The 21260-nt window shown below is 38.0% G+C and carries 14 protein-coding genes, 3 tRNA genes and 2 pseudogenes; 17 read left to right on the top strand and 2 right to left on the bottom strand.

The features are described from left to right. The first annotated feature begins 85 nt into the window (after nt 1–85). From ACFIKG_RS00095 to ACFIKG_RS00060, 8 genes and pseudogenes are all read left to right on the top strand, one after another. Entirely contained in the window at nt 86–2353 is a 2268-nt protein-coding gene (locus ACFIKG_RS00095) for an ATP-binding protein (protein ID WP_375625950.1), read from the top strand. A gap of 1 nt (nt 2354) precedes the next feature. Further along, the gene (locus ACFIKG_RS00090) at nt 2355–3713 is read left to right on the top strand and encodes a sigma-54 dependent transcriptional regulator (protein WP_012755009.1); all 1359 of its coding nucleotides are present in this window, start codon (nt 2355–2357) and stop codon (nt 3711–3713) included. Nucleotides 3714–3717: 4 nt separating this feature from the next. Next, nucleotides 3718–5094 carry a Trk system potassium transporter TrkA gene (gene trkA, locus ACFIKG_RS00085; protein WP_012755010.1) on the top strand — a complete coding sequence of 459 codons (1377 nt, stop codon included), beginning with the start codon at nt 3718–3720 and terminating at the stop codon, nt 5092–5094. Nucleotides 5095–5104: 10 nt separating this feature from the next. Continuing rightward, nucleotides 5105–5913: pseudogene (locus ACFIKG_RS00080) on the top strand (hypothetical protein). Between the two features lie 146 nt (nt 5914–6059). Then, nucleotides 6060–6692, top strand: a complete 633-nt coding sequence (clpP, locus tag ACFIKG_RS00075) for an ATP-dependent Clp endopeptidase proteolytic subunit ClpP (RefSeq protein WP_012755012.1) — start codon at nt 6060–6062, stop codon at nt 6690–6692. Nucleotides 6693–6875: 183 nt separating this feature from the next. Next, nucleotides 6876–8150 carry an ATP-dependent Clp protease ATP-binding subunit ClpX gene (gene clpX, locus ACFIKG_RS00070; protein ID WP_273723371.1) on the top strand — a complete coding sequence of 425 codons (1275 nt, stop codon included), beginning with the start codon at nt 6876–6878 and terminating at the stop codon, nt 8148–8150. A 182-nt stretch (nt 8151–8332) separates the two neighbouring features. Continuing rightward, nucleotides 8333–10759 (top strand): endopeptidase La, encoded by a 2427-nt coding sequence (gene lon, locus ACFIKG_RS00065; RefSeq protein ID WP_375651535.1) that lies wholly within the window; start codon nt 8333–8335, stop codon nt 10757–10759. 231 nt (nt 10760–10990) lie between these two features. Further along, entirely contained in the window at nt 10991–11269 is a 279-nt protein-coding gene (locus tag ACFIKG_RS00060; protein ID WP_012231443.1) for an HU family DNA-binding protein, read from the top strand. 986 nt (nt 11270–12255) lie between these two features. On the opposite strand, the gene trmFO is transcribed toward ACFIKG_RS00060, so the two are convergent. After that, on the bottom strand, nt 12256–13668 hold the full coding sequence (gene trmFO, locus ACFIKG_RS00055; protein WP_375625958.1) for a methylenetetrahydrofolate--tRNA-(uracil(54)-C(5))-methyltransferase (FADH(2)-oxidizing) TrmFO: 1413 nt from the start codon (nt 13666–13668) through the stop codon (nt 12256–12258). 134 nt (nt 13669–13802) lie between these two features. Between trmFO and ACFIKG_RS00050 the strand changes: the two genes are divergently transcribed. From ACFIKG_RS00050 to ACFIKG_RS00025, 6 genes are all read left to right on the top strand, one after another. Continuing rightward, nucleotides 13803–13885, top strand: a tRNA-Leu gene (locus ACFIKG_RS00050). Between the two features lie 135 nt (nt 13886–14020). Further along, nucleotides 14021–15448, top strand: a complete 1428-nt coding sequence (gene tig / locus ACFIKG_RS00045) for a trigger factor (protein WP_375625960.1) — start codon at nt 14021–14023, stop codon at nt 15446–15448. A gap of 128 nt (nt 15449–15576) precedes the next feature. Next, nucleotides 15577–17076: an Asp-tRNA(Asn)/Glu-tRNA(Gln) amidotransferase subunit GatB gene (gatB, locus tag ACFIKG_RS00040; RefSeq protein ID WP_375624963.1), complete on the top strand. Its 1500-nt coding sequence runs from the start codon at nt 15577–15579 to the stop codon at nt 17074–17076. A gap of 181 nt (nt 17077–17257) precedes the next feature. After that, nucleotides 17258–17656, top strand: a complete 399-nt coding sequence (locus ACFIKG_RS00035) for an NADH:ubiquinone oxidoreductase subunit NDUFA12 (RefSeq protein WP_375624962.1) — start codon at nt 17258–17260, stop codon at nt 17654–17656. A gap of 89 nt (nt 17657–17745) precedes the next feature. Beyond that, nucleotides 17746–18171: a DUF2155 domain-containing protein gene (locus ACFIKG_RS00030; RefSeq protein ID WP_375625183.1), complete on the top strand. Its 426-nt coding sequence runs from the start codon at nt 17746–17748 to the stop codon at nt 18169–18171. A gap of 879 nt (nt 18172–19050) precedes the next feature. Further along, entirely contained in the window at nt 19051–19776 is a 726-nt protein-coding gene (locus tag ACFIKG_RS00025) for a rhomboid family intramembrane serine protease (RefSeq protein ID WP_375651534.1), read from the top strand. 3 nt (nt 19777–19779) lie between these two features. Here ACFIKG_RS00025 and ACFIKG_RS00020 read toward each other — a convergent pair whose 3' ends face one another. Next, on the bottom strand, nt 19780–20610 hold the full coding sequence (locus ACFIKG_RS00020) for a TrmH family RNA methyltransferase (RefSeq protein ID WP_375651533.1): 831 nt from the start codon (nt 20608–20610) through the stop codon (nt 19780–19782). A 205-nt stretch (nt 20611–20815) separates the two neighbouring features. On the opposite strand from ACFIKG_RS00020, the gene ACFIKG_RS00015 reads away from it, so the two are divergent. The 3 genes and pseudogenes from ACFIKG_RS00015 to ACFIKG_RS00005 form a co-directional block, all read left to right on the top strand. Further along, nucleotides 20816–20899: transfer RNA gene (locus tag ACFIKG_RS00015), tRNA-Tyr, on the top strand. A gap of 31 nt (nt 20900–20930) precedes the next feature. Continuing rightward, a tRNA-Gly gene (locus ACFIKG_RS00010) sits at nt 20931–21004 on the top strand. 180 nt (nt 21005–21184) lie between these two features. Beyond that, a pseudogene (locus tag ACFIKG_RS00005) lies at nt 21185–21260 on the top strand (elongation factor Tu); the annotation flags it as partial.

The following is a 21260-nucleotide window of genomic DNA, read 5'->3' as shown; positions in this document are numbered from 1 at the left end:
GCTCTATTTTAAATGTAGTATTAGTATTGTCAATTTTTGCTACAAAAGGTTATATGAGAATAATGGGATAAGGGTATGTAAGCTCATGACGAATATAACATCTGTGACGAATCTTCAAGACATAGATAAAAATACTTATAACGATGAGTTGTATCGTTTAAGTAAGGTATATATTTTTTTAGGGATTACAATTATTGTATTGGCTTTACTTACGGCCTCTGTTTCATTTATTATTCTTATTGGATTAACCCCTGTTGTTCCCAGTAGAACAGTAACTCTTATTCTTATAGGGATTAATAGTTTTTGGGTTTTAGGGCTTATTGTCATCGTTTTTTATGAGATGATTCCGATCATTCGTGCTTGGCGTTCAAGGCGTGCAGGGTCGCGTCTTCATGTGCGCCTTATTTCATTGTTTGCACTTGTTGCAACAATGCCAGCTGTTGCTGTAGCTCTTGTATCGGGTCCAGCACTAAATTTGGGACTTGATCGATGGTTTGATACAACAACGCGGCAAATTGTGGGCTCTTCTATTGATTTAGCAAATGCTTATGCAGATGAAATGCTTCAAAATTTAAAAAATTTATCCTACGCGATGGCATTTGCACTTGATAACAAAAAACTCTTAGAACGTAATCCAGCTGAATATAGGATGCAATTGACGCGCCATGCTATAGGACGCAATTTGCGTGGCGCATTTTTGTTAAGTTCTAGCGGAGCTATTTTTATATCGAGTGCTCTTGGTGATGAAGATAAACTGCCAATTCCTCCTTCCAATCTTATTGAACGTGCAACCAGTGCGAGGCCTTTTTCTTTTCAACCAGGCGTGCATGATTATTTTGGTATTATTTTAAAATTTACCAACATTCCAAACACATTTCTATATTTGGTGCGTGACGTTGATAAAGGTGTTTTATCTGCTTTGCGTTTGACAGAAGTCAATACAGATCGTTATCGTGATTTAAATGAAAATCGCCTGCTGACGCAAATTGCATTTGGTATGCTTTATTTATGTCTTTTTTTTAGTTTATTCTTATCAGCTATTTGGGCCGCTATTGCTGTCGCTGATCGCTTAGTACGTCCTATTCGTCTTCTCATTAGTGCAGCTGATGATGTTGCTACTGGAAATATGGAAATTTTTGTGCCAGTACGAGCAAAAGATGGGGATATTGGGCAATTATCCAAAACTTTTAATTACATGGTTAGTGAATTGAAAAGTCGGCGCAATGAGTTGATTGCAGTGCGTGATCAAATTGATGAGAGAAGGCGTTTTTCTGAAGCAGTGTTATCGGGTGTAACAGCAGGAGTAGCTGGTATAGATGATAATGGTGATATTACAATTATTAATCGATCTATTGAAGCGATGTTTGATATTCGCTCTGAACACGTTGTTGGACAAAGTCTTTTATCTTTAAGTGCTGAAATTTGGCAGGTTTTTCAGTTTGCACGTTCATTGGATCGTAAAAATCATCGTGAGCAGGTTACTTTAAACGTTGCAGGAAAAGAGCGTGTCTGTAATGTCCAAGTTACGATGGAAGAGGATGATGGACAGGGGCAATCTTGGGTTCTAACAATTGATGATATTACAGACCTTGTTGCAGCGCAACGTACAGCGGCATGGGCGGATATTGCACGGCGTATTGCACACGAAATAAAAAATCCCCTCACACCTATTCAGTTATCCGCTGAACGCATTCGTAAACGTTATAACAAAGTTATTACACAAGATAGAGAGGTCTTTGAGCGGTGTATTGAGACAATTATTCGACAGGTTGGAGATATTGGGCGTATGGTTGATGAGTTTTCCTCTTTTGCACGTATGCCCAAACCACAAATGCATATTTTAGATATACGAGAATTGTTGCGCGAAGCATGTTTCTTGATAGAAGTGACACGACATGATATTCATTTTGAGCAAGATTTAGGAAGTCTACCACTTATGGGTGCATTTGATAACCGTCTCATTGTACAAGCTTTTTGCAATGTTATCAAAAACGCGAGCGAATCCATAGATTCAGTTGTGCGAGAGGAAAATATCCACGGTCATATTCTTGTCCGTTCTTATCGTCAAGAGGAATGGGTGGTTGTGGATGTTGTTGATAATGGGAAAGGACTTCCTAAAGAGCAAAGACAAAAGTTATTAGAGCCCTATATAACAACGCGGGAAAAAGGAACAGGGCTCGGGTTAGCCATTGTGCGCAAAGTTATTGAAGATCACGGTGGTTCCATGGAGCTTCATGATGCACCGGAGAGTTTTTATGAAGGTCGTGGTGCGATGATCCGTTTGATATTTCCGGCGGATGGGGGTAAGCAGGGTAGTATTATACAAGCCATAAATCATAAGATAGGGGAATAGTATGGTATCAGATATCTTGATTGTTGATGATGAAGCAGATATTCGTGAGCTTGTTGCTGGTATTTTAGATGATGAAGGTTATGAAACGCGTGTTGCTTGTAACTCTGATGAAGCATTGGCTCAAATTAGTGAGCGTATTCCAAAGCTCATTTTTTTGGATATTTGGCTACAGGGTAGTCGTCTTGATGGTTTAGCATTGCTTGATGAAATTAAAACGCAATATCCGGCTCTTCCGGTCGTTATGATCTCTGGTCATGGTAATATTGAGACGGCTGTTTCCGCTATAAAGCGAGGGGCATATGATTTCATTGAAAAACCTTTTAAAGCTGATAGACTTGTATTGGTTGCAGAGAGAACACTTGAAAACTCAAATTTAAAACGTGAGCTTTTAGAATTGCGAAAGCGTTCGAACGAGACATTAGAGTTGCTCGGAAAATCGACAGTTGTAAAAAATTTGCGTCAAATCATAGAAAAAGTAGCACCAACCAATAGTCGCGTCATGATAACAGGTCCTTCAGGGGCAGGAAAAGAAACTGTTGCACGAACTATTCATGCGCTCTCAACGCGTTCGAATGGGCCATTTGTTACAATAAATGCTGCAACGATTACTCCGGAAAGAATGGAAATAGAGCTGTTTGGCAGTGAAATGGAAGGAAGAGAGCGCAAGATCGGTGCCTTAGAGGAAGCTCATGGCGGTATATTATATCTTGATGAAATTGCTGACATGCCACGTGAGACTCAAGGTAAGATTCTTCGGGTGTTAACGGGGCAGACATTTGAAAGAGTTGGCGGCACAAAACGTGTTAAAGTGGATGTGCGTATTATTTCTTCGACAGCGCAAAATCTTGAAAACCTCATTTCTGATGGGCGCTTTAGAGAAGATCTTTTCCACCGTCTTTCGGTTGTTCCTATTGCTGTTCCGCCCCTTTCAGCGCGTCGTGAAGACATTCCAGAACTTGTACATCATTTTGTAAAAACAATATCACAGCAGGTTGGGATTAAACCGCGTGCAATCAGTGATGATGTGATTGCTATTTTGCAAACGCATGCTTGGCCGGGTAATGTGCGGCAATTACGCAATAATATTGAGCGTCTTCTTATTCTTGTGCGGGATGGTGATGGTCCTATAACAGCGGACTTTCTTCCCAGTGAAGTAAGTGATTCTTTGCCACGTCTTCAAATGGATTCAGATGAAAGTATAATGGATTTGCCGTTACGTGAAGCACGAGAATTGTTTGAAAAGAGATATTTAGTGGCACAGATTGGGCGTTTGGGTGGAAATATATCACGTACTGCTGAATTTATAGGCATGGAGCGTTCAGCTTTGCACCGTAAACTTAAAGCGCTTGGAGTTTCTTAAAGCGATGCGTGTTATTATTTGCGGAGCAGGACAGGTTGGGTATGGGATAGCAGAGCGTCTTGCTGCTGAAAATCACGATGTTACTGTTATTGATATTGAAACGAGATTAATTGAAAAGATTCGCGATACATTGGATGTGAGAGGTTTTGTTGGTCACGGTTCACGTCCTGAAGTTCTTTTGGCTGCAGATGCAGACAAAGCTGATATGTTGATTGCTGTCACTTTGTTTGATGAAGTCAATATGGTAGCTTGTCAAGTAGCACATTCATTATTTAATGTGCCCACAAAAATTGCTCGTATTCGTTCACAATCTTATTTAGAACCACGTTATAAGACGCTTTTTTCCAGAGAGAATATTCCCATTGATGTGGTTATTTCGCCAGAAGTTGAAGTTGGGGAAATGGTTTTGCGCCGTATTGCTTTACCTGGTGCAATAGATGTTCTTTATTTTTGTAATGATGATGTTGTTGCGCTAGCCTTGGAATGCATGGAAGATTGTCCAGTTATTAATACACCTTTGCGTCAATTAACAGAGCTTTTTCCAGATCTTCATACGACGGTTACCGCTATTAAACGTGGCGCGGAATTATTGGTTGCACATTCAGAAACGCAATTACGCGTTGGTGATATAACCTATCTTGTTGTTGCTCGTGATCAAATGCGCCGTGCTGTTGGGCTTTTTGGTCATAAAGAACAAGATGCCCACCGCATGATTATTGCAGGAGGCGGTCACATTGGCCTTTATGTTGCACAGGCTATTGAAAAGCGTTTCCATAAATTAAAATTGAAGATTATAGAATCGCATAGAGAAAGAGCTCTCACGATTGCTGATCAGCTTGAAAAAACAACAGTTTTATACGGTAACGTGTTAGATCCAGTGATTCTTCAAGATGCGGGAATTGATCAGTCCGATTTAATGATTACATTGACCAATCAAGATCAGGTTAATCTCTTAAGCGCTATTATTGCTAAAAGATTGGGCTGCAAAGCCAATATGGTATTGATTAATAATGTTGCCTATCAAGAATTTAGTCGTGCTGTTGGTGTGGATGCATATCTTAATCCCCATAGCGTTACAATATCGAGAATTTTGCAACAAATGCGCCGTGGACGTATTCGTTCTGTTCATTCAGTTTTTAATGGCCGAGCAGAAATTATTGAAGCTGAAGTGATGCAAACATCTTCATTGGTTGGTAAGTCATTATCAGAGCTCAATTTATCAGATGGTTTGAGAATTGGTGCAATTTATCGCAATAAGACAATAATACAACTTTCGGCAGATACGCGCATTTTGTCTGGTGATAGAATAGTGATTTTTGCTCTTGCTGATAGGGTTCGTGATGTTGAACAACTCTTTCGCGTAAGTTTAGAATATTTTTGATATATTATCTATGGATATTTGTACTTTTTGGTATAGTGGACAATTAAGATTGGTGGATAGGCTTTGTTTGTCCTCAATGGTTAAAACTGGACAGCGCGTTAAGCTTTTTAGTTATGATAAAAAAATAGATAATCTTCCTGCCGGTGTTGAGTTGCATGAAGCCGAATCAATTTTACCACGCTCAGCAATTTATCGCCTTGACCCCGATTTTTCTGATAATAAACCAGGGTATACAATTGTTCAGTTTTCGGATTTTTTTCGTGTTATGCTGATGAAATATCAACAAGGTGTTTGGTTAGATACAGATGTTTACCTTGTTAAACAATTTCATCCAGATGCGGATAAGGTTTGGTTGGCAAGAGAAAATAATACAAGAGTAGGCGTTTCTGCACTTTATTTTCCACCCAATAACCCTATTATAAAAATATTTGAAGATTATTGGGCAGGCACAGAAATTATTCCTCATTGGCTTGGATTTAAGCGTCGTATTTGGAGACCATTCTGGTTAAAGAGAAAAAAATGCCGATTTTACCGGGAAGTCTTGGTGTTACGATATTTGGCAATGATGGTATTTCACGATTAGCAAAACGATATGGTTTTTTTCATGAAGCAAAGGAAAAGGAAACTTTTTATTATTGGACTGGGCGAAAAACTGAACGTATTTTTGAACCAGCTTTTGGCATAAAGCCGCTTACAGATTCACGCTTGATAGGCTTTCATATTCACAGAAAGACAAAGACCACGAAAAGACCTCAGGAAGGAAGTTTTTACCATTGGGCGGTATCTCGCATCCCTGATGTTCATCATTTGTTTAGATAGAGTTATTATTGCTATTTTAACTATTGAGATTTTAATCTACCTTAAATAGCTCTTGATTGTAGCTTGCGCAAGAGAGTAATGTTAACATATGGATAAAAACATTGAATGTGTAAAGAGCGGTTGTTATATGAACGGAAAGTAAAAATATGAGTGATCCAATGAAAACAGCATTAAGCCTTGTTCCTATGGTTATTGAACAAACCAATCGTGGTGAACGGGCCTATGATATTTTTTCCCGTCTTTTAAAGGAGCGGATTATTTTTATTAATGGTCCTGTCGAAGATGGTATGGCAATGCTTGTTTGTGCACAATTGCTTTTCTTGGAAGCGGAAAATCCTAAAAAAGAAATTAGTCTTTATATTAATTCTCCAGGTGGTGTCGTAACATCTGGTATGGCTATTTATGATACTATGCAGTTTATTCGCCCTCCTGTTTCTACGCTTTGCATGGGGCAGGCGGCATCTATGGGGTCTTTATTGTTAACAGCTGGAGCAAAAGGTCATCGTTTTACATTGCCAAATGCACGTATTATGGTGCATCAACCATCTGGTGGTTTTCAAGGTCAAGCTTCAGATATTGAGCGACATGCGCAAGACATTATAAAGATGAAACGGCGTTTAAATGAAATTTATGTTCAACATACAGGTCAAGATTATGAGATTATTGAGAGAACTCTCGATCGCGATCATTTTATGACAGCAGAAGAAGCCAAAGCGTTTGGCTTAGTTGATGATGTTATACAATATCGTGCAGAAACTGAAAAAGAAGAAAAAGATTAAGAGTTTTTATAGAAAAAACAGCTACTTTAAATCACAGAGTTTTATAAAAAATATCGCAAAATAAGACAAACACCTAAAAAGATTGAGACATGCATGGTTTTCTATATGTCTTTTAGTTTTCATGATGAAAAGCTTCCTTTGAAAAGGCAAAGTATTCATATATCGTGGTGAAAGGAAAGAAAAATGAGCAAAATTAGCAATAGCGGGAACGAATCAAAAAATACTCTCTATTGCTCGTTCTGCGGCAAGAGTCAGCATGAGGTGCGTAAGCTCATTGCGGGGCCTACTGTATTTATCTGTGATGAATGTGTAGAGCTTTGCATGGATATTATTCGGGAAGAAAATAAGTCTTCTGGGGTTAAGGTGCGTGATGGTGTCCCTACGCCACAGGAGATTATAACAGTTCTTGATGATTATGTTATTGGTCAGCAGCATGCAAAGCGTGTTCTTTCTGTTGCTGTTCATAATCATTATAAACGGTTGGCGCATCAGTCTAAAAGCAATGATATTGAGTTGGCTAAATCAAATATTCTTCTTGTTGGTCCAACGGGCTGTGGTAAAACTTATCTTGCACAAACATTAGCACGTATTATTGATGTGCCTTTTACGATGGCGGATGCGACCACCTTGACTGAAGCGGGTTATGTGGGTGAAGATGTTGAAAATATTATTTTGAAGCTTCTTCAAGCAGCAGATTATAATGTTGAACGTGCGCAGCGTGGTATTGTTTATATTGATGAGGTTGATAAGATTTCTCGTAAGGCTGACAATCCTTCTATTACAAGAGATGTTTCGGGGGAAGGGGTTCAGCAAGCGTTATTAAAAATTATGGAAGGAACGATTGCTTCTGTTCCTCCTCAAGGTGGACGTAAGCATCCGCAACAAGAGTTTCTTCAGGTTGATACCACAAACATCTTATTCATTTGTGGGGGAGCTTTTGCAGGTTTAGAACGGATTATTTCAGGACGTGGTGAAAAAACTTCTATTGGTTTTTCTGCGACCGTTAAGGCTCCTGATGAGCGTTGTGTCGGTGAAATTTTTCGTGATTTAGAGCCTGAAGATCTTATAAAATTTGGTCTAATACCAGAATTTATTGGGCGCCTTCCTATAGTCGCTACCTTAGAGGATTTGGATGTTAACGCCCTCATGCAAATTTTATCACAACCTAAAAATGCGTTAGTAAAGCAATATCAGCGTCTTTTTGAAATGGAGAATGTCGAGTTAGCATTTCATGAAGATGCTTTACGTGTTATTGCGAAGAAAGCAATTGAACGTAAAACTGGTGCTCGTGGTTTACGTTCAATTATGGAGAAGATCCTTCTTGAGACGATGTTTGAGCTACCGGCTCTTGAAGGCGTTCAAAAAGTGGTTATTTCGAGTGATGTCGTTGATGGGAAAGCGCGTCCTCTTTATATTTACTCAGAACGTGCAGAAGATAAAGAAAATGTATCAGCATGATATTGTGCGATGCACAATATAAAAGGTGATAATGAACGGTATTTGATGGGTGTTTATAATAATATCATTATAATGCTTGATTTATGTATGAGTAATTACCACTTCATGTACTGTGAAGAGCTGGGTTTTCTAAAGGTGGGCTGGTTGTTGTAGATAGCTCATAGGCTCCAGAAAGGAGAGTTATGCAATATATTGATGAAAAGACAGATGAAGTAAGAGATGGGGTTTATGCTGTTTTACCTCTTCGTGATATTGTTGTCTTCCCCCATATGATTGTTCCACTTTTTGTGGGGCGCGAAAAATCAATTCGTGCTCTTGAAGAAACGATGGCGGTTGACAAGCAAATACTCTTGGTGACACAAAAAAACGCTTCTGATGACGATCCAAAATCAGAGGATATTTATCATATTGGTACATTTGCCAATATTCTTCAACTTTTAAAGCTGCCTGATGGTACTGTAAAGGTTTTGGTTGAAGGAACTGCACGTGCAAAAATTAGTCAATTTGCTTTAAGTGAAGGTTATCATCAGGCTTTTGCAACTGTTACAGAAGAACCTAGAGAGAGTGATGTTGAGATTGAAGCTCTTTCAAGGTCAGTGATTGCTTATTTTGAAAACTATGTAAAGCTTAATAAAAAAATCTCTCCTGAAGTTGTCAATGCGATTGGCCAGATTGATAATCCTTCTAAGCTTGCCGATACGATTGCTTCTCATTTGATGATTAAACTTGCAGAAAAACAGGAAATATTAGAGCTCTTACCTGTACGGGCCCGTCTTGAACGAGTTCTGTCCTTCATGGAAGGAGAAATTTCTGTTTTGCAGGTTGAAAAACGTATTCGTTCGCATGTTAAACGGCAAATGGAAAAAAACCAACGAGAATATTATCTCAATGAGCAGATGAAGGCTATTCAAAAAGAGTTAGGCGCAGGTGATGATAGCCGAGATGAACTCTCTGAATTAGAAGAACGCATCAAGAATACAAAACTATCCAAGGAAGCGCAGGAAAAAGCTGGGGCAGAATTGAGAAAATTACGGAATATGTCTCCTATGTCTGCAGAAGCGACTGTTGTACGTAACTATCTTGATTGGTTATTAGCAATGCCTTGGGGTAAAAAATCTAAAATTAAAAACAATTTAGATTTTGCTGAAAAGGTCATGAATAATGAACATTTCGGTCTTGAAAAAGTTAAGGAGCGAATTATTGAATATTTGGCCGTCCAAAGTCGAGCATCAAAGATAAAAGGTCCCATTATTTGTTTGTTAGGTCCTCCTGGTGTAGGGAAAACATCATTAGCGCGCTCTATTGCAAAGGCGACGGGGCGTGAGTATGTTCGTATCTCATTGGGAGGCGTGCGGGATGAAGCAGAAATTCGCGGACATCGCCGAACATATATTGGTTCGATGCCTGGAAAAATTATCCAGTCTATGAAAAAAGCAAAAAAATCTAATCCGCTTTTCTTGCTTGATGAAATTGATAAAATGGGACAAGATTTTCGTGGAGATCCTTCATCCGCTTTATTAGAAGTTCTTGATCCTGAACAAAACAGTACATTCATTGATCACTATTTGGAAGTTGAATATGATCTTTCTGATGTCATGTTTATCACAACTGCCAATACGCTTAATATTCCAGGTCCGTTAATGGACCGTATGGAAATTATTCGTATTGCTGGTTATACTGAATGTGAGAAAATGGAAATTGTTAAACAGCATCTTTTACCAAAGGCACTAAAAGATCACTGTTTGTCTAAAAAAGAACTTAGTATTTCTGATGGAGCACTAAGGTCAATTATTCAGTTTTATACACGTGAGGCAGGCGTTCGTAACCTTGAGCGTGAACTCATGAAAATTTCCCGCAAATCTGTTACAAAAATTCTCAAAACGCATCAAAAATCTGTAAAAGTTACAGAAAATAATATTCATGATTTCTTGGGTGTTAAACGTTATCATTACAATCAGATTGAAGGAGAAAATCAAATTGGTGTTGTGACAGGCCTTGCGTGGACAGAAGTTGGTGGAGAGTTATTGACCATTGAAGGAGTTATGATGCCCGGCAAAGGTAAGATGACTGTAACTGGAAATTTACGTGATATTATGAAAGAGTCCATTTCAGCGGCAGCATCTTATGTACGTTCTCGTGCTGTTGATTTTGGTATTGAACCTCCACTTTTTGAAAAACGCGATATCCATGTTCATGTTCCAGAGGGTGCGACGCCAAAAGATGGCCCATCTGCTGGGATTGCAATGGTGACAGCAATTGTTTCGGTTCTTACAGGAGTAGCTGTGCATAAAGATATTGCAATGACTGGTGAAATTACTTTACGTGGACGCGTTTTACCAATTGGTGGATTAAAAGAAAAACTCCTAGCAGCTCTTCGAGGAGGGATAAAAAAAGTACTTATTCCTGAAGAAAACGCAAAAGATTTGGTTGATATTCCTGACGATGTCAAAAATAATATGGAAATTATTCCGGTAAATCATGTGAGTGAAGTTTTGAAACATGCTTTGGTTCGTTTTCCAGACACTATTGAATGGAAAGAACCCTCTACGGTGGCTGTCCCAATCCGGTCAGAGAGCAGTGATAGTGAAGGAATACAGATTGCACACTGATTCACTTATCTCATTTATAACGACATTTTTTAGGTGGCAGAAGGCGTTGTTGAGGTTATTATTCTGTTTTTTGTTGGAAAAAGTAAAAAATTCCGTGAATAACTGTGATTATTGCTAAAAAAACAATGTTTTGGATAAAAATAAGACTTCTGTTTGTTGTACTTTTCAATAAACTGACCAATAACATGATTAAGTCATGTTGTCAGGTAATATAGGGAAAGGAAATATTTTATGAATAAAAGTGAATTGGTTAGCTCCGTTGCTGAAAAGGCAGGTGTTTCGAAAGCGCAAGCTGGTGCTGTTGTTGATGCTTTTATGGCTTCTGTAACAGAAGCTTTGGCTTCAGGAGGAGATGTTCGTCTTCCTGGTTTTGGCTCTTTTGAAGTTTCTCATCGTGCTGCAACAAAGGGGCGTAATCCTTCAACTGGTGCTGAAATCGATATTCCAGCACGTTCTGTACCCAAATTTTCTGCAGGAAAAAGCCTTAAAGAAGCAGTTAATAAAAAATAATTTAAGCGACATTAAAAAACCCGATTTATTTATAAGCGGGTTTTTTTTACACATGTATTATGCGTGTTTTTTATATAATATTTTGAGATCTTTGCGGTATTTTTTATTTTCATTTATTGCTGGTATTTTTGAAAATGATTTTAAGTGTTGTATAAAGTACTGTCAGCTTAAAATATATTGTTTTTAGACATTTCAATAAAATATTGCACTGTATTAGTGAAGTACTGGTATGGGTTATAAAATGTAATGTTAACTTTTATTACGCTGAAGTGTTACGGTGTTTATTTCAAAAATAAGACCCGTAAATAGTATGAGGCAAAAAACTCTGTGAAGTGTATAAAAGTTATTATATACCACCATTTATGCTTAATAAAAGCGCATATTGGTGCCATTGTACTATTTTTCTCAGTTCCTATAATGTTGCGACTAGCCCTCAATATCTGAGACGAGTGCATAAGGGGTAATTTTATTCTTTTACTTATACGCCAAGCTTGCTTGTGACGCACCAAGAGGATAATTTTTATCGATTTATTATAAGAGAATCTGAAATGAAAGAATCTTATGATAATCAGATTTCACTTTCAATATTATGTTTTTTCTTGGCATTTAAGAGGGAAGAGACAGATCAAGCTCTATCCTACAAATATTTTTTCCATATCTTTATTTCACTTGTGATATGCAAGCGAGCGTTTTTCTTCTATAAACTAATTACATTACATAATATAAAAACTATCAATCAATAGAGATAGTACAGTATTGCTTGTGTATTTTCCATCTATTTTATTTTTAGTTATTAAATCATATAAATTGTTGGTAGCGGTAAAGGTTTTTTATAGCCAAAAGTTATTTTACAAGCACCTACATAATTGAATAAATGATGAAACGTAGGTAGTATTTATTGATTGGGAGAGACAGCCATTAAAAGGCTTTAGAATGATTTTTTCACGAGAGTCATATCAGTAGATGAGAAGCGAATCGTGTGTTTTTTATAAACAGAAACTCTTTGATTCTTTATCTGCTAACCACTGAGTACAATCATTGAGAGCTCTCGCTGTTATGGCTTGTTTTTTTACTAATTTTTTTTCTTTACTTGCTAGGCGTTTTCCTGAATGTTTAATAGAAGCAATAGGGGGAAAGAGTCCGAAATTGATATTCATTGGCTGAAAGGACTGTGTTTCTGCTTTTTCATCTATGATGTGTCCCCCCGTAATATGATTCAAAAGGGCTCCGAATGCTGTAGTTTGTGGGGGTAGGCAAGGGGAAATATGATGATATTCGGCAGCAGCAAAACGTCCAGCAAGAAGCCCTATTGCCGCTGATTCTACATAACCTTCACATCCGGTAATTTGTCCTGCAAAGCGTAGTTGTTTTTTTTGTTTTAAACGAAGGGTTTGATCAAGAATAATTGGCGAGTTGAGGTAGGTATTGCGGTGAAGACCACCAAGACGCGCAAACTCTGCTTTTTCAAGACCGGGAATCATTCTAAAAATGCGAATTTGTTCACCATATTTCAGTTTTGTTTGAAAGCCGACCATATTGTAAAGCGTTCCAAGTTTATTATCTTGGCGTAATTGAACGACAGCATAAGGTTTAACTGTAGGGTTATGGGCATTGGTTAAGCCCATAGGTTTCATAGGACCGTGTCTTAACGTTTCAAGTCCGCGCTCAGCCATAATTTCAATGGGGAGGCATCCATCAAAATAGGGCGTTTTTTCAAAGTCACGAAACTCTGTTTTTTCAGCATTTTTTAATGCTTCAACGAATGTTTTATATTGTTCTTTGTTGAGGGGACAATTAAGATAATCTTTTCCTGTTCCCTCAGGACCAATTTTATCATAGCGAGACTGATACCAACAAATGTTGATATCAATACTATCGGTATGGATAATAGGTGCAATCGCATCAAAAAAAGAAAGAGCTTTTATACCGGTTATTGCTTGTAATTCTTGAGCAAGTGCAGGCGATGTAAGGGGACCCGTTGCAATGACAACATGTTTCCAAGCTTTAGGAATTTCTTGAACTTCTTCACGTTTGATTGTTATAAGAGGATGGTTTTCGAGTGCTGTCGTAACAGTTTTTGAAAATCCATCACGGTCAACAGCAAGGGCACTACCTGCGGGAACTTTGTTGGCATCAGCAGCTTTCATAATTAACGATTTCGCTAATCGCATTTCAGCATGTAAAAGCCCTACGGCATTTGTTAATGAATCATCGCAACGAAATGAATTTGAACAAACCAGTTCTGCCAAATTATCGGTTTTATGGGCATCTGATTTTTTTTCGGGTCGCATTTCATGCAAAACAACAGAAATTCCTGACTGAGCGATTTGCCAACTTGCTTCACACCCCGCAAGACCGCCACCGATGATATGAATTGGGATATCAAATGTCTTTAACATAATTGACTTTTAGCGTAAGCAGTTATGTATGAAAAGCATAGATTTTGTTTTTTTTAATATATTTGTTTGCTTTTTTTCTGTAATTAATGGTATAGAAACGCCGCTTGTATAAGGTTATTAGCTTGTAAGTTTGAGCGGATGTGGCGAAATTGGTAGACGCACCAGATTTAGGTTCTGGCGGGAGACCGTGGGGGTTCGAGTCCCTCCATCCGCACCAAAGCAATCCCTTAAGTGCTACGGATTTCTACGTGTCTGAAATTCCGCTTCATGGTAAATGTAACACTCGAAGTGTTAGAATGTAATGATTATTAGAGTGGGTTTATCCCTCTCCTTAGGAAAATGAAGGTGTTTAATGCAGGTTACCGAGACGCTTAATGAAGGACTGAAGCGCGAAATTAAGATCGTGGTTCCAGCGAAAGATTTAGAAGAAAAGTTGAATGAAAGATTGGATGATACCAAGGGAAAAATCAAGCTTAATGGTTTTCGTCCCGGTAAAGTGCCTAGTGGGCATTTGCGAAAAATGTATGGTAAATCCTTTATGGCGGAGATTCTCAATGAGATACTCAGTGATGCGCCTCGGTCTATTTTAGCAGATCGCAATGAACGTGCAGCGATGCAGCCGAAAATTGATATAGATGAAGATGAAAAAATTCTAGATGGCAAAGCTGATTTTACTTTTAGTTTAAAGTATGAAGTTTTACCAAAAATTGAAATTAAAGATTTTGAACATATTAAGGTTATCCGTGAAATTGCAACTATTCCTGAACAGGATATTGATGATCAAATCAATCGCGTCCTTTCTTCTACGCGTAATTATTCCCTAAAAGAGGGGGCTTCTGAAGAAGGTGATCGTATTACCATAGATTATCAAGGTAAGCTTGAAGGCGCTCCATTTGAAGGTGGGGCAGATAGTGATGCACAACTGATTCTTGGGTCAAAACAATTTATTCCTGGTTTTGAAGAGCAATTGGTTGGTGTGAAAGCTGGGGATGCAAAAACGATTTTTGTTAAATTTCCTGATAATTACAGTGCAGCACATTTGGCCGGACGGGAAGCAGAGTTTGACATTACTGTCAAAGCTGTCTTTAAACCAGATGAATTAAAAATTGATGATGAAGCAGCACAAAAAGTTGGTTTAGAGTCTCTGGATCGCTTACGTGAGGTCGTTCGTGGACAGATTGAGAGCCAATATGGTTCAGTGACACGTCAAAAAGTTAAGCGTCAAATTCTTGATGCTTTAGATGCTGATTATAATTTTGAGATTCCTGAAGAACTTTTAGAGATTGAGTTTAACAATATATGGGCTCAGGTTAATGATGATTTGAAAAAGGCTGGGCGCAGTTTTGAAGATGAAGGTATTACAGAAGAAAAGGCACGGGAGGAATATCGTATCCTTGCGCAACGTCGTGTTCGTCTTGGTTTGGTGCTTTCTGAAATTGGAATGAAGGTTGGTGTTAAAGTTAGTGAGGATGAGCTAAAAGCAGCCGTTTTTGATCAGGTTCGTCAGTATCCTGGACAAGAGAAAGAGATTATGGATTTTTTCCGCAGGACTCCGGAAGCTGTTGAAAATCTACGTGCTCCAATTTTTGAAGAAAAGGTCATTGATCATTTATTAGCACAGATAAAAGTCACAGATAAAGAAGTGACGGTTGAAGAGTTGATGAAAGAATATGACGAATCAGATGTCCCTGAAGAAAAGCCGGCAAAGAAAAAATCTGCAGTGAAAGAAACCTCTACAGAGAAAACATCAGTTAAGAAAAAGGCTCCTAAAAAAGCTTAATATTTATGCAAACAGAAAAAGCCCGATAGAATCGGGCTTTTTGTAAGATTTATATCCTATGATTGCACTGAGAGAATGGTTTTAGATAAGCCATGAGTGTATTTTAAAATATTGGTAGTGGATTGACAATGAGCATCATTGATACGCGTACTCCTGATTCTAAGCGTTTTATTTCTGGAGTTACAGGTGATTGGGAAGTCATCATTGGCATGGAAGTTCATGCGCAAATCATATCAAATTCGAAACTTTTTTCAGGAGCGTCAACCAAATTTGGTGCAGAGCCGAACAATCATGTATCACTCATTGATGCAGCCATGCCAGGTATGTTGCCTGTTCTTAATCAAGAATGTGTCCGTCAAGCGGTTCGAACGGGGTTAGGATTAAAGGCGCATATTAATTTAAAATCTGTTTTTGATCGCAAAAATTATTTTTATCCAGATTTACCGCAGGGGTATCAAATTTCTCAATTTCGCTATCCCATTGTGGGAGAGGGAAAGATTATCATATCTGTTGGTCCAGATTCGAATGGCCAATTTGAAGATATTGAAGTGGGAATTGAGAGGTTGCATCTTGAACAGGATGCTGGAAAATCGATGCACGATCAACATCCAACGATGTCTTTTGTAGATCTTAATCGTTCTGGTGTTGCTCTTATGGAAATTGTTTCCAAACCTGATATGCGTTCATCAGATGAAGCCAAAGCCTATATGACAAAATTGCGTACGATTGTTCGTTATTTGGGCACTTGCGATGGCAATATGGATGAAGGTTCTATGCGTGCAGATGTCAATGTATCTGTTCGTCGTCCTGGTGAAAATTTTGGAACGCGCTGTGAAATTAAAAACGTTAATTCTATTCGCTTTATTGGTCAAGCAATTGAGTATGAAGCGCGTCGTCAGATCGCAATTTTAGAAGAGGGAGGAGTCATAGATCAAGAGACTCGGCTTTTTGATGCGGCTAAAGGTGAAACGCGCTCTATGCGTTCAAAAGAAGAAGCACATGACTATCGTTATTTTCCTGATCCTGATCTTTTACCATTAGAATTTGATCAGGCATTTGTGGATGCTTTGGCAGAAGACTTACCAGAATTGCCTGACGCTATAAAAGCACGTTTTGTTAAGGAAATGGGATTGACAGTGTATGATGCTTCCATTCTTGTGACGGAAAAGGCTATTGCTGATTATTTTGAAGAAGTAGCGCGTGGGCGTGATGGAAAAATGGTTGCCAATTGGGTGATTAATGACCTTTTAGGGGCTTTAAATAAAGATAATCGTGAGATTGAAGAGTCACCAGTATCGCCAAATCAATTGGGAAGCATTATTGATCTCATAAAAGAAGGAGTTATTTCTGGAAAAATTGCCAAAGATCTTTTTGAGATTATTTGGAATGAGGGGGGAGATGCACGCCAAATTGTAGAAGAGCGAAATATGAAGCAGGTGACGGATACAAAGGCAATTGAGAGAGCCGTTGATGAAATCATTGCTAATAATTCTGATAAAGTTGCGCAAGCAAAACAGAAACCCGCTCTAGCTGGTTGGTTTGTTGGACAGGTAATGAAAGCAACAGGTGGTAAGGCAAATCCTCAAGTTGTTAATGAATTGGTTAAGATGAAACTTGGCATAGATTAAATTTTATGGGGTGGAGAAGAAGCCATACATATGATATCTTCTTGAAATTAAGGGATAGCACGTTATCCTATCAATTGGAATTGTAGCTGAATTTCCTAGTAACTTTTTCGGTAATTTCAATCGTTAACAGTTTTATTCCAACGATTAATTTCATGAGCGCACTAAATGAATGGAATAGCAGATGGCTCGTTTTTTTAAGCAAATCTTCACATGGTGGAATGGCAATACCATTGGTACGCGTTTTTTCACATGGCGCAAAGGTAAGCGGATAGGGGAAGATCAATTTGGAAATATATATTATGAAGGGGGACTTCATAAGGATGGTTATCCGCACCGTTGGGTTATCTATAAAGACTATTCTGAGGCCTCTACTATTCCACCAGGTTGGCACGGCTGGATTCATCATCGCTGTGATTCTCCACCAACACAGGAGGATTATCATCCTTATGAATGGGAAAAGCCCCATGTTGCAAATATGACAGGAACAAGTGAGAGCTATCGACCAAAGGGGGCTATCACCTCCAGTGGAGAGCGTTCTTGTGTGCATGAAGATTATGATGCGTGGTCACCTAAAAAATAAAATGTTTTAATGCGCTCGTATATTTTTGTCTTATTTGAATCTATGTTATGAAAAGAATTATTTTTTAAGGTGCGATTAATTTTGATATGATGAGATTTTTTTTATTGTTAGGGGTGAGGCATTTTATATATATTTTTTTAATGGGAATTTTAGTGTTTTTATCCTTAAATAATGGGGTGCGTGCTGAACGTATTAGCAATGGAATTGCTGTTTTTGCAGGTCTTGACAAAATCACGGGGCGGACCACACGTTTTGAAGTTACTCTTGGTAAAATTTATCAGTACGGTGCATTACAGGTAACACCACGTGCGTGTTATACGAGCTCTAAAGATGAACCAACGCGTACAACTGGTTTTGTTGAAGTCAATGAAGTGACATTAGATAAAAAAATACGGCGTATTTTTACAGGATGGATGTTTGCAGATAGTCCTGGTTTGAATGCTGTTGAGCATCCTATTTATGATGTGTGGTTAAAGGATTGCAAGCAGAATTCTCAAGATCTTCCTCTTCAATGATGAGTGTGTTATCTATTTATAATACATTGATTTATAATGGTCATTTATCATTTTACAACTTAATAGGAGGTTCAAATTCCTATGATTTTCTCATTTAAAATTTTTCTATATTGAATTAATCCAAATTATTCTCTTGCGCATTACAAGTGGCGGATGTGCAGATAAGATTCTCTAAGATAAGGAATAAAAATTTCCTTCATGAACTGTTTAAATTCAAAGATGCATCATTAGAACCAACGTATTTTTTCAGTGTTTCATAGGAGACAGTTCTTGAATTATATCTGTTAGAGGTTGAAATGAAAGGCTTGTTTATATTTGTTAAAGAGATGGACTGACGCTTTTGCATTTATGAGGGAAAAAGGCTATCAAGAGAGTAATTCATCATGAAACACCAATGAGTATATCTAGAGAAAGCTGTGTTGGTAGTTTTTTCTCATAGAGATGTCGTTTTTCATTCAAAGAGTAGAAGCAATGCAAGCTATATTAATGGAAAAATTGAGATTTAAGATTATTTAAAGTTTATCAATCGAAGTATAGCTTAGTTAAAAAATGCAATGATCAATATATTTCTAGTAAGAAAACAATGTTTATATATTTTGATTATACACCACCTCATAAGTGAGTTTATCTATTCGTAAGTTCTTGTGTATTGTATGATAACTTCACATTTAAGTAAGCAGGATACCACTAAGTTTGTAAATCATATTCTTGGTATCCATGCTTTTTAAAATCTTTTGTATAAAATACACGTGTTTTCATGTAGAGCTATTGAAAAAGGGGCTCCGAAGAGGCGTTGAAAAGATTCTGTATCACTGGGAGTGGTATATTTATTTTGTATAAAGAATAACCCATTTTCTGAAAAATACGAGATTTTATACAATGAAAGTTTTTAGTCACCAACATAATGATGTTTCCCGATTGCCGAAACAACCTAAAGAACCCTTGTTGAATGTTCCATTTATTATAGTTGTTTTGATAGCATTTTGTTTTTGTCTTTATTGCATTTCTCAGTATTTTTTCTCTCATCAGGTTTATACTGAAAGTCTTGAGTTTTTTTCATTTATACCAGCATTGTTTAAGAGGGATCCTGTAGCACTCTGTTATACCATGGTGAGTTATTCATTTATGCATAGTAGTTTTAAACATGTTGCTCTTAATATGGTTTGGCTTTTGGTTTTTGGCTCTCCTTTAGCAAGGCATTTTGGTGTTTTACGTTTTTTAATTTTTTGGGTGTTAACGGCAGTTATTTCTGTTTTGACTTATTTTACATTTCATCAAGAAAGTACCATATCACTTATTGGGGCGTCAGGTGCCGTATCTGGAATGATGGGTGCTATTGCACGTTACGGTTTTCCTAGTGGTAATCTAGCTGTCAATGCGCAGAACGAAAAACTTTTGGGACCTTTATTGTCCATTAAAAAAGCTCTGTGTTCTAAGGGGGTGCTCGTTTATATGGGTGTATGGCTGATGGCTGATTTTATCATAGGTATTTCTTCTATTTTGTTTGAAGAAAATGGCATCTCAATAGCATGGGAAGCTCATATTGGCGGGTTTCTTGCGGGTTTTTTGTTGGTTGGTTTTTTTGATGTTTCACAAAAAAAATAAAAACTAGAATCTAAGATATTTATGTGCCACATAAAGCGCTATTGTTGCTGCATTTGAAACATTTAATGATTTAATATTTCCAGGCATATCAAGGCGTGTTAAAGCGCAAACGGTTTCACGTGTTTTTTTACGTAAACCTTTACCTTCTGCTCCTAAAACAAGAGCAATTTTATTCCCTGTTAATGCTGTTTCTAGAGGTTTGTGCCCTTCTGAATCAAGACCAAAGCTTGTAAAACCTTTTTGATGAAGTTCTTGAAGAGCTTCAGCGAGGTTTCGTACGGTAATATAATGAATCATTTCCAGAGCTCCAGATGCCGCTTTTGCAAGAACACCGTTTTCGTGGGGAGAGTGACGGCAAGTTGTAATAAGCGCTTTAGCTTTCAATGCAACTGCAGAGCGCATAATAGCGCCAACATTATGCGGATCAGTAATTTGATCCATGACAATGACCAGATCAGTATTGGTTAGTTCCGACAGTTTGCATGGTTTGAGGGGGAGAGTTTCCAAAACAATACCTTGATGAACAGCCTCACTTCCAACAAGCGAATCAAGATATTTGGGGGTGCATAATGTAACAGAGCAAGGATAATCTGATTCGGATATATTTAATCGTTTTAAGGCATTTTGTGTAACGTAAAGACATTTTAAAATTCTTTTTGGGTTTTCTAAAGCTGCCTGAACAGAATGAATGCCATAAAGATGGATTATCCCTTGGTGTAAAGAAGCAGCTTTCTTCTTTAGGTGTGTAAAAGATCGAGAAGAAGAGCTTTTTGTATCGCGATATCGGCGACGTAAACGAGCATAATGAGAATTTTGTGATGTTTTTTCTTTCATAGCTTCTTTATAGCGTGTTAATAAGAAAAATAGAGAGAAAAAATTTATGATTTAAAGTTATGAGCAGGAAATTTGTACAGAATTGTATTTATTCTGTTGACAGATACAATAGTAATCGTCATAACCACTTCGCAATCAGATTGAATTGAATGGGTATTCAAGATGGTTGTCGTAATGTCTCATTGCGCGACTTTACCGGTGTAATGGAGGGGTGCCCGAGTGGTTAAAGGGGGCGGACTGTAAATCCGTTGCGTATGCTACGTTGGTTCGAATCCAACCCCCTCCACCATTCATCGAAGGAGAGTTAGTATGTGGGTCATGCGGGTATAGCTCAATGGTAGAGCAGCAGCCTTCCAAGCTGAATATGCGGGTTCGATTCCCGCTACCCGCTCCAAATGGTTGTTGGTGATTGGGCAAATAGGTATGATGGAGGATATTCCATTTATAGATTGGGTGGGGTTTTACGTCTAAGAGTTGTGGTGATTGGGCTGGTTACAGTCTGGTCAGACTGAGTTTTGCAGGACTGTCCCTAGATGCTAACAAAGATAGGGAATAAAACAAGAGATTAATAGCGATGGCGAAGAGCAAGTTTGAACGAACAAAACCGCATGTTAATATTGGTACGATTGGTCACGTTGATCATGGGAAGA

The organism is Bartonella sp. LB28NMGDW (genome assembly GCF_042194435.1).
GTDB classification, from domain to species: Bacteria; Pseudomonadota; Alphaproteobacteria; order Rhizobiales; family Rhizobiaceae; genus Bartonella; species Bartonella grahamii.
Note: the sequence above shows the minus strand (reverse complement) of the source record. Positions and strands in the feature narration are given on the sequence as shown.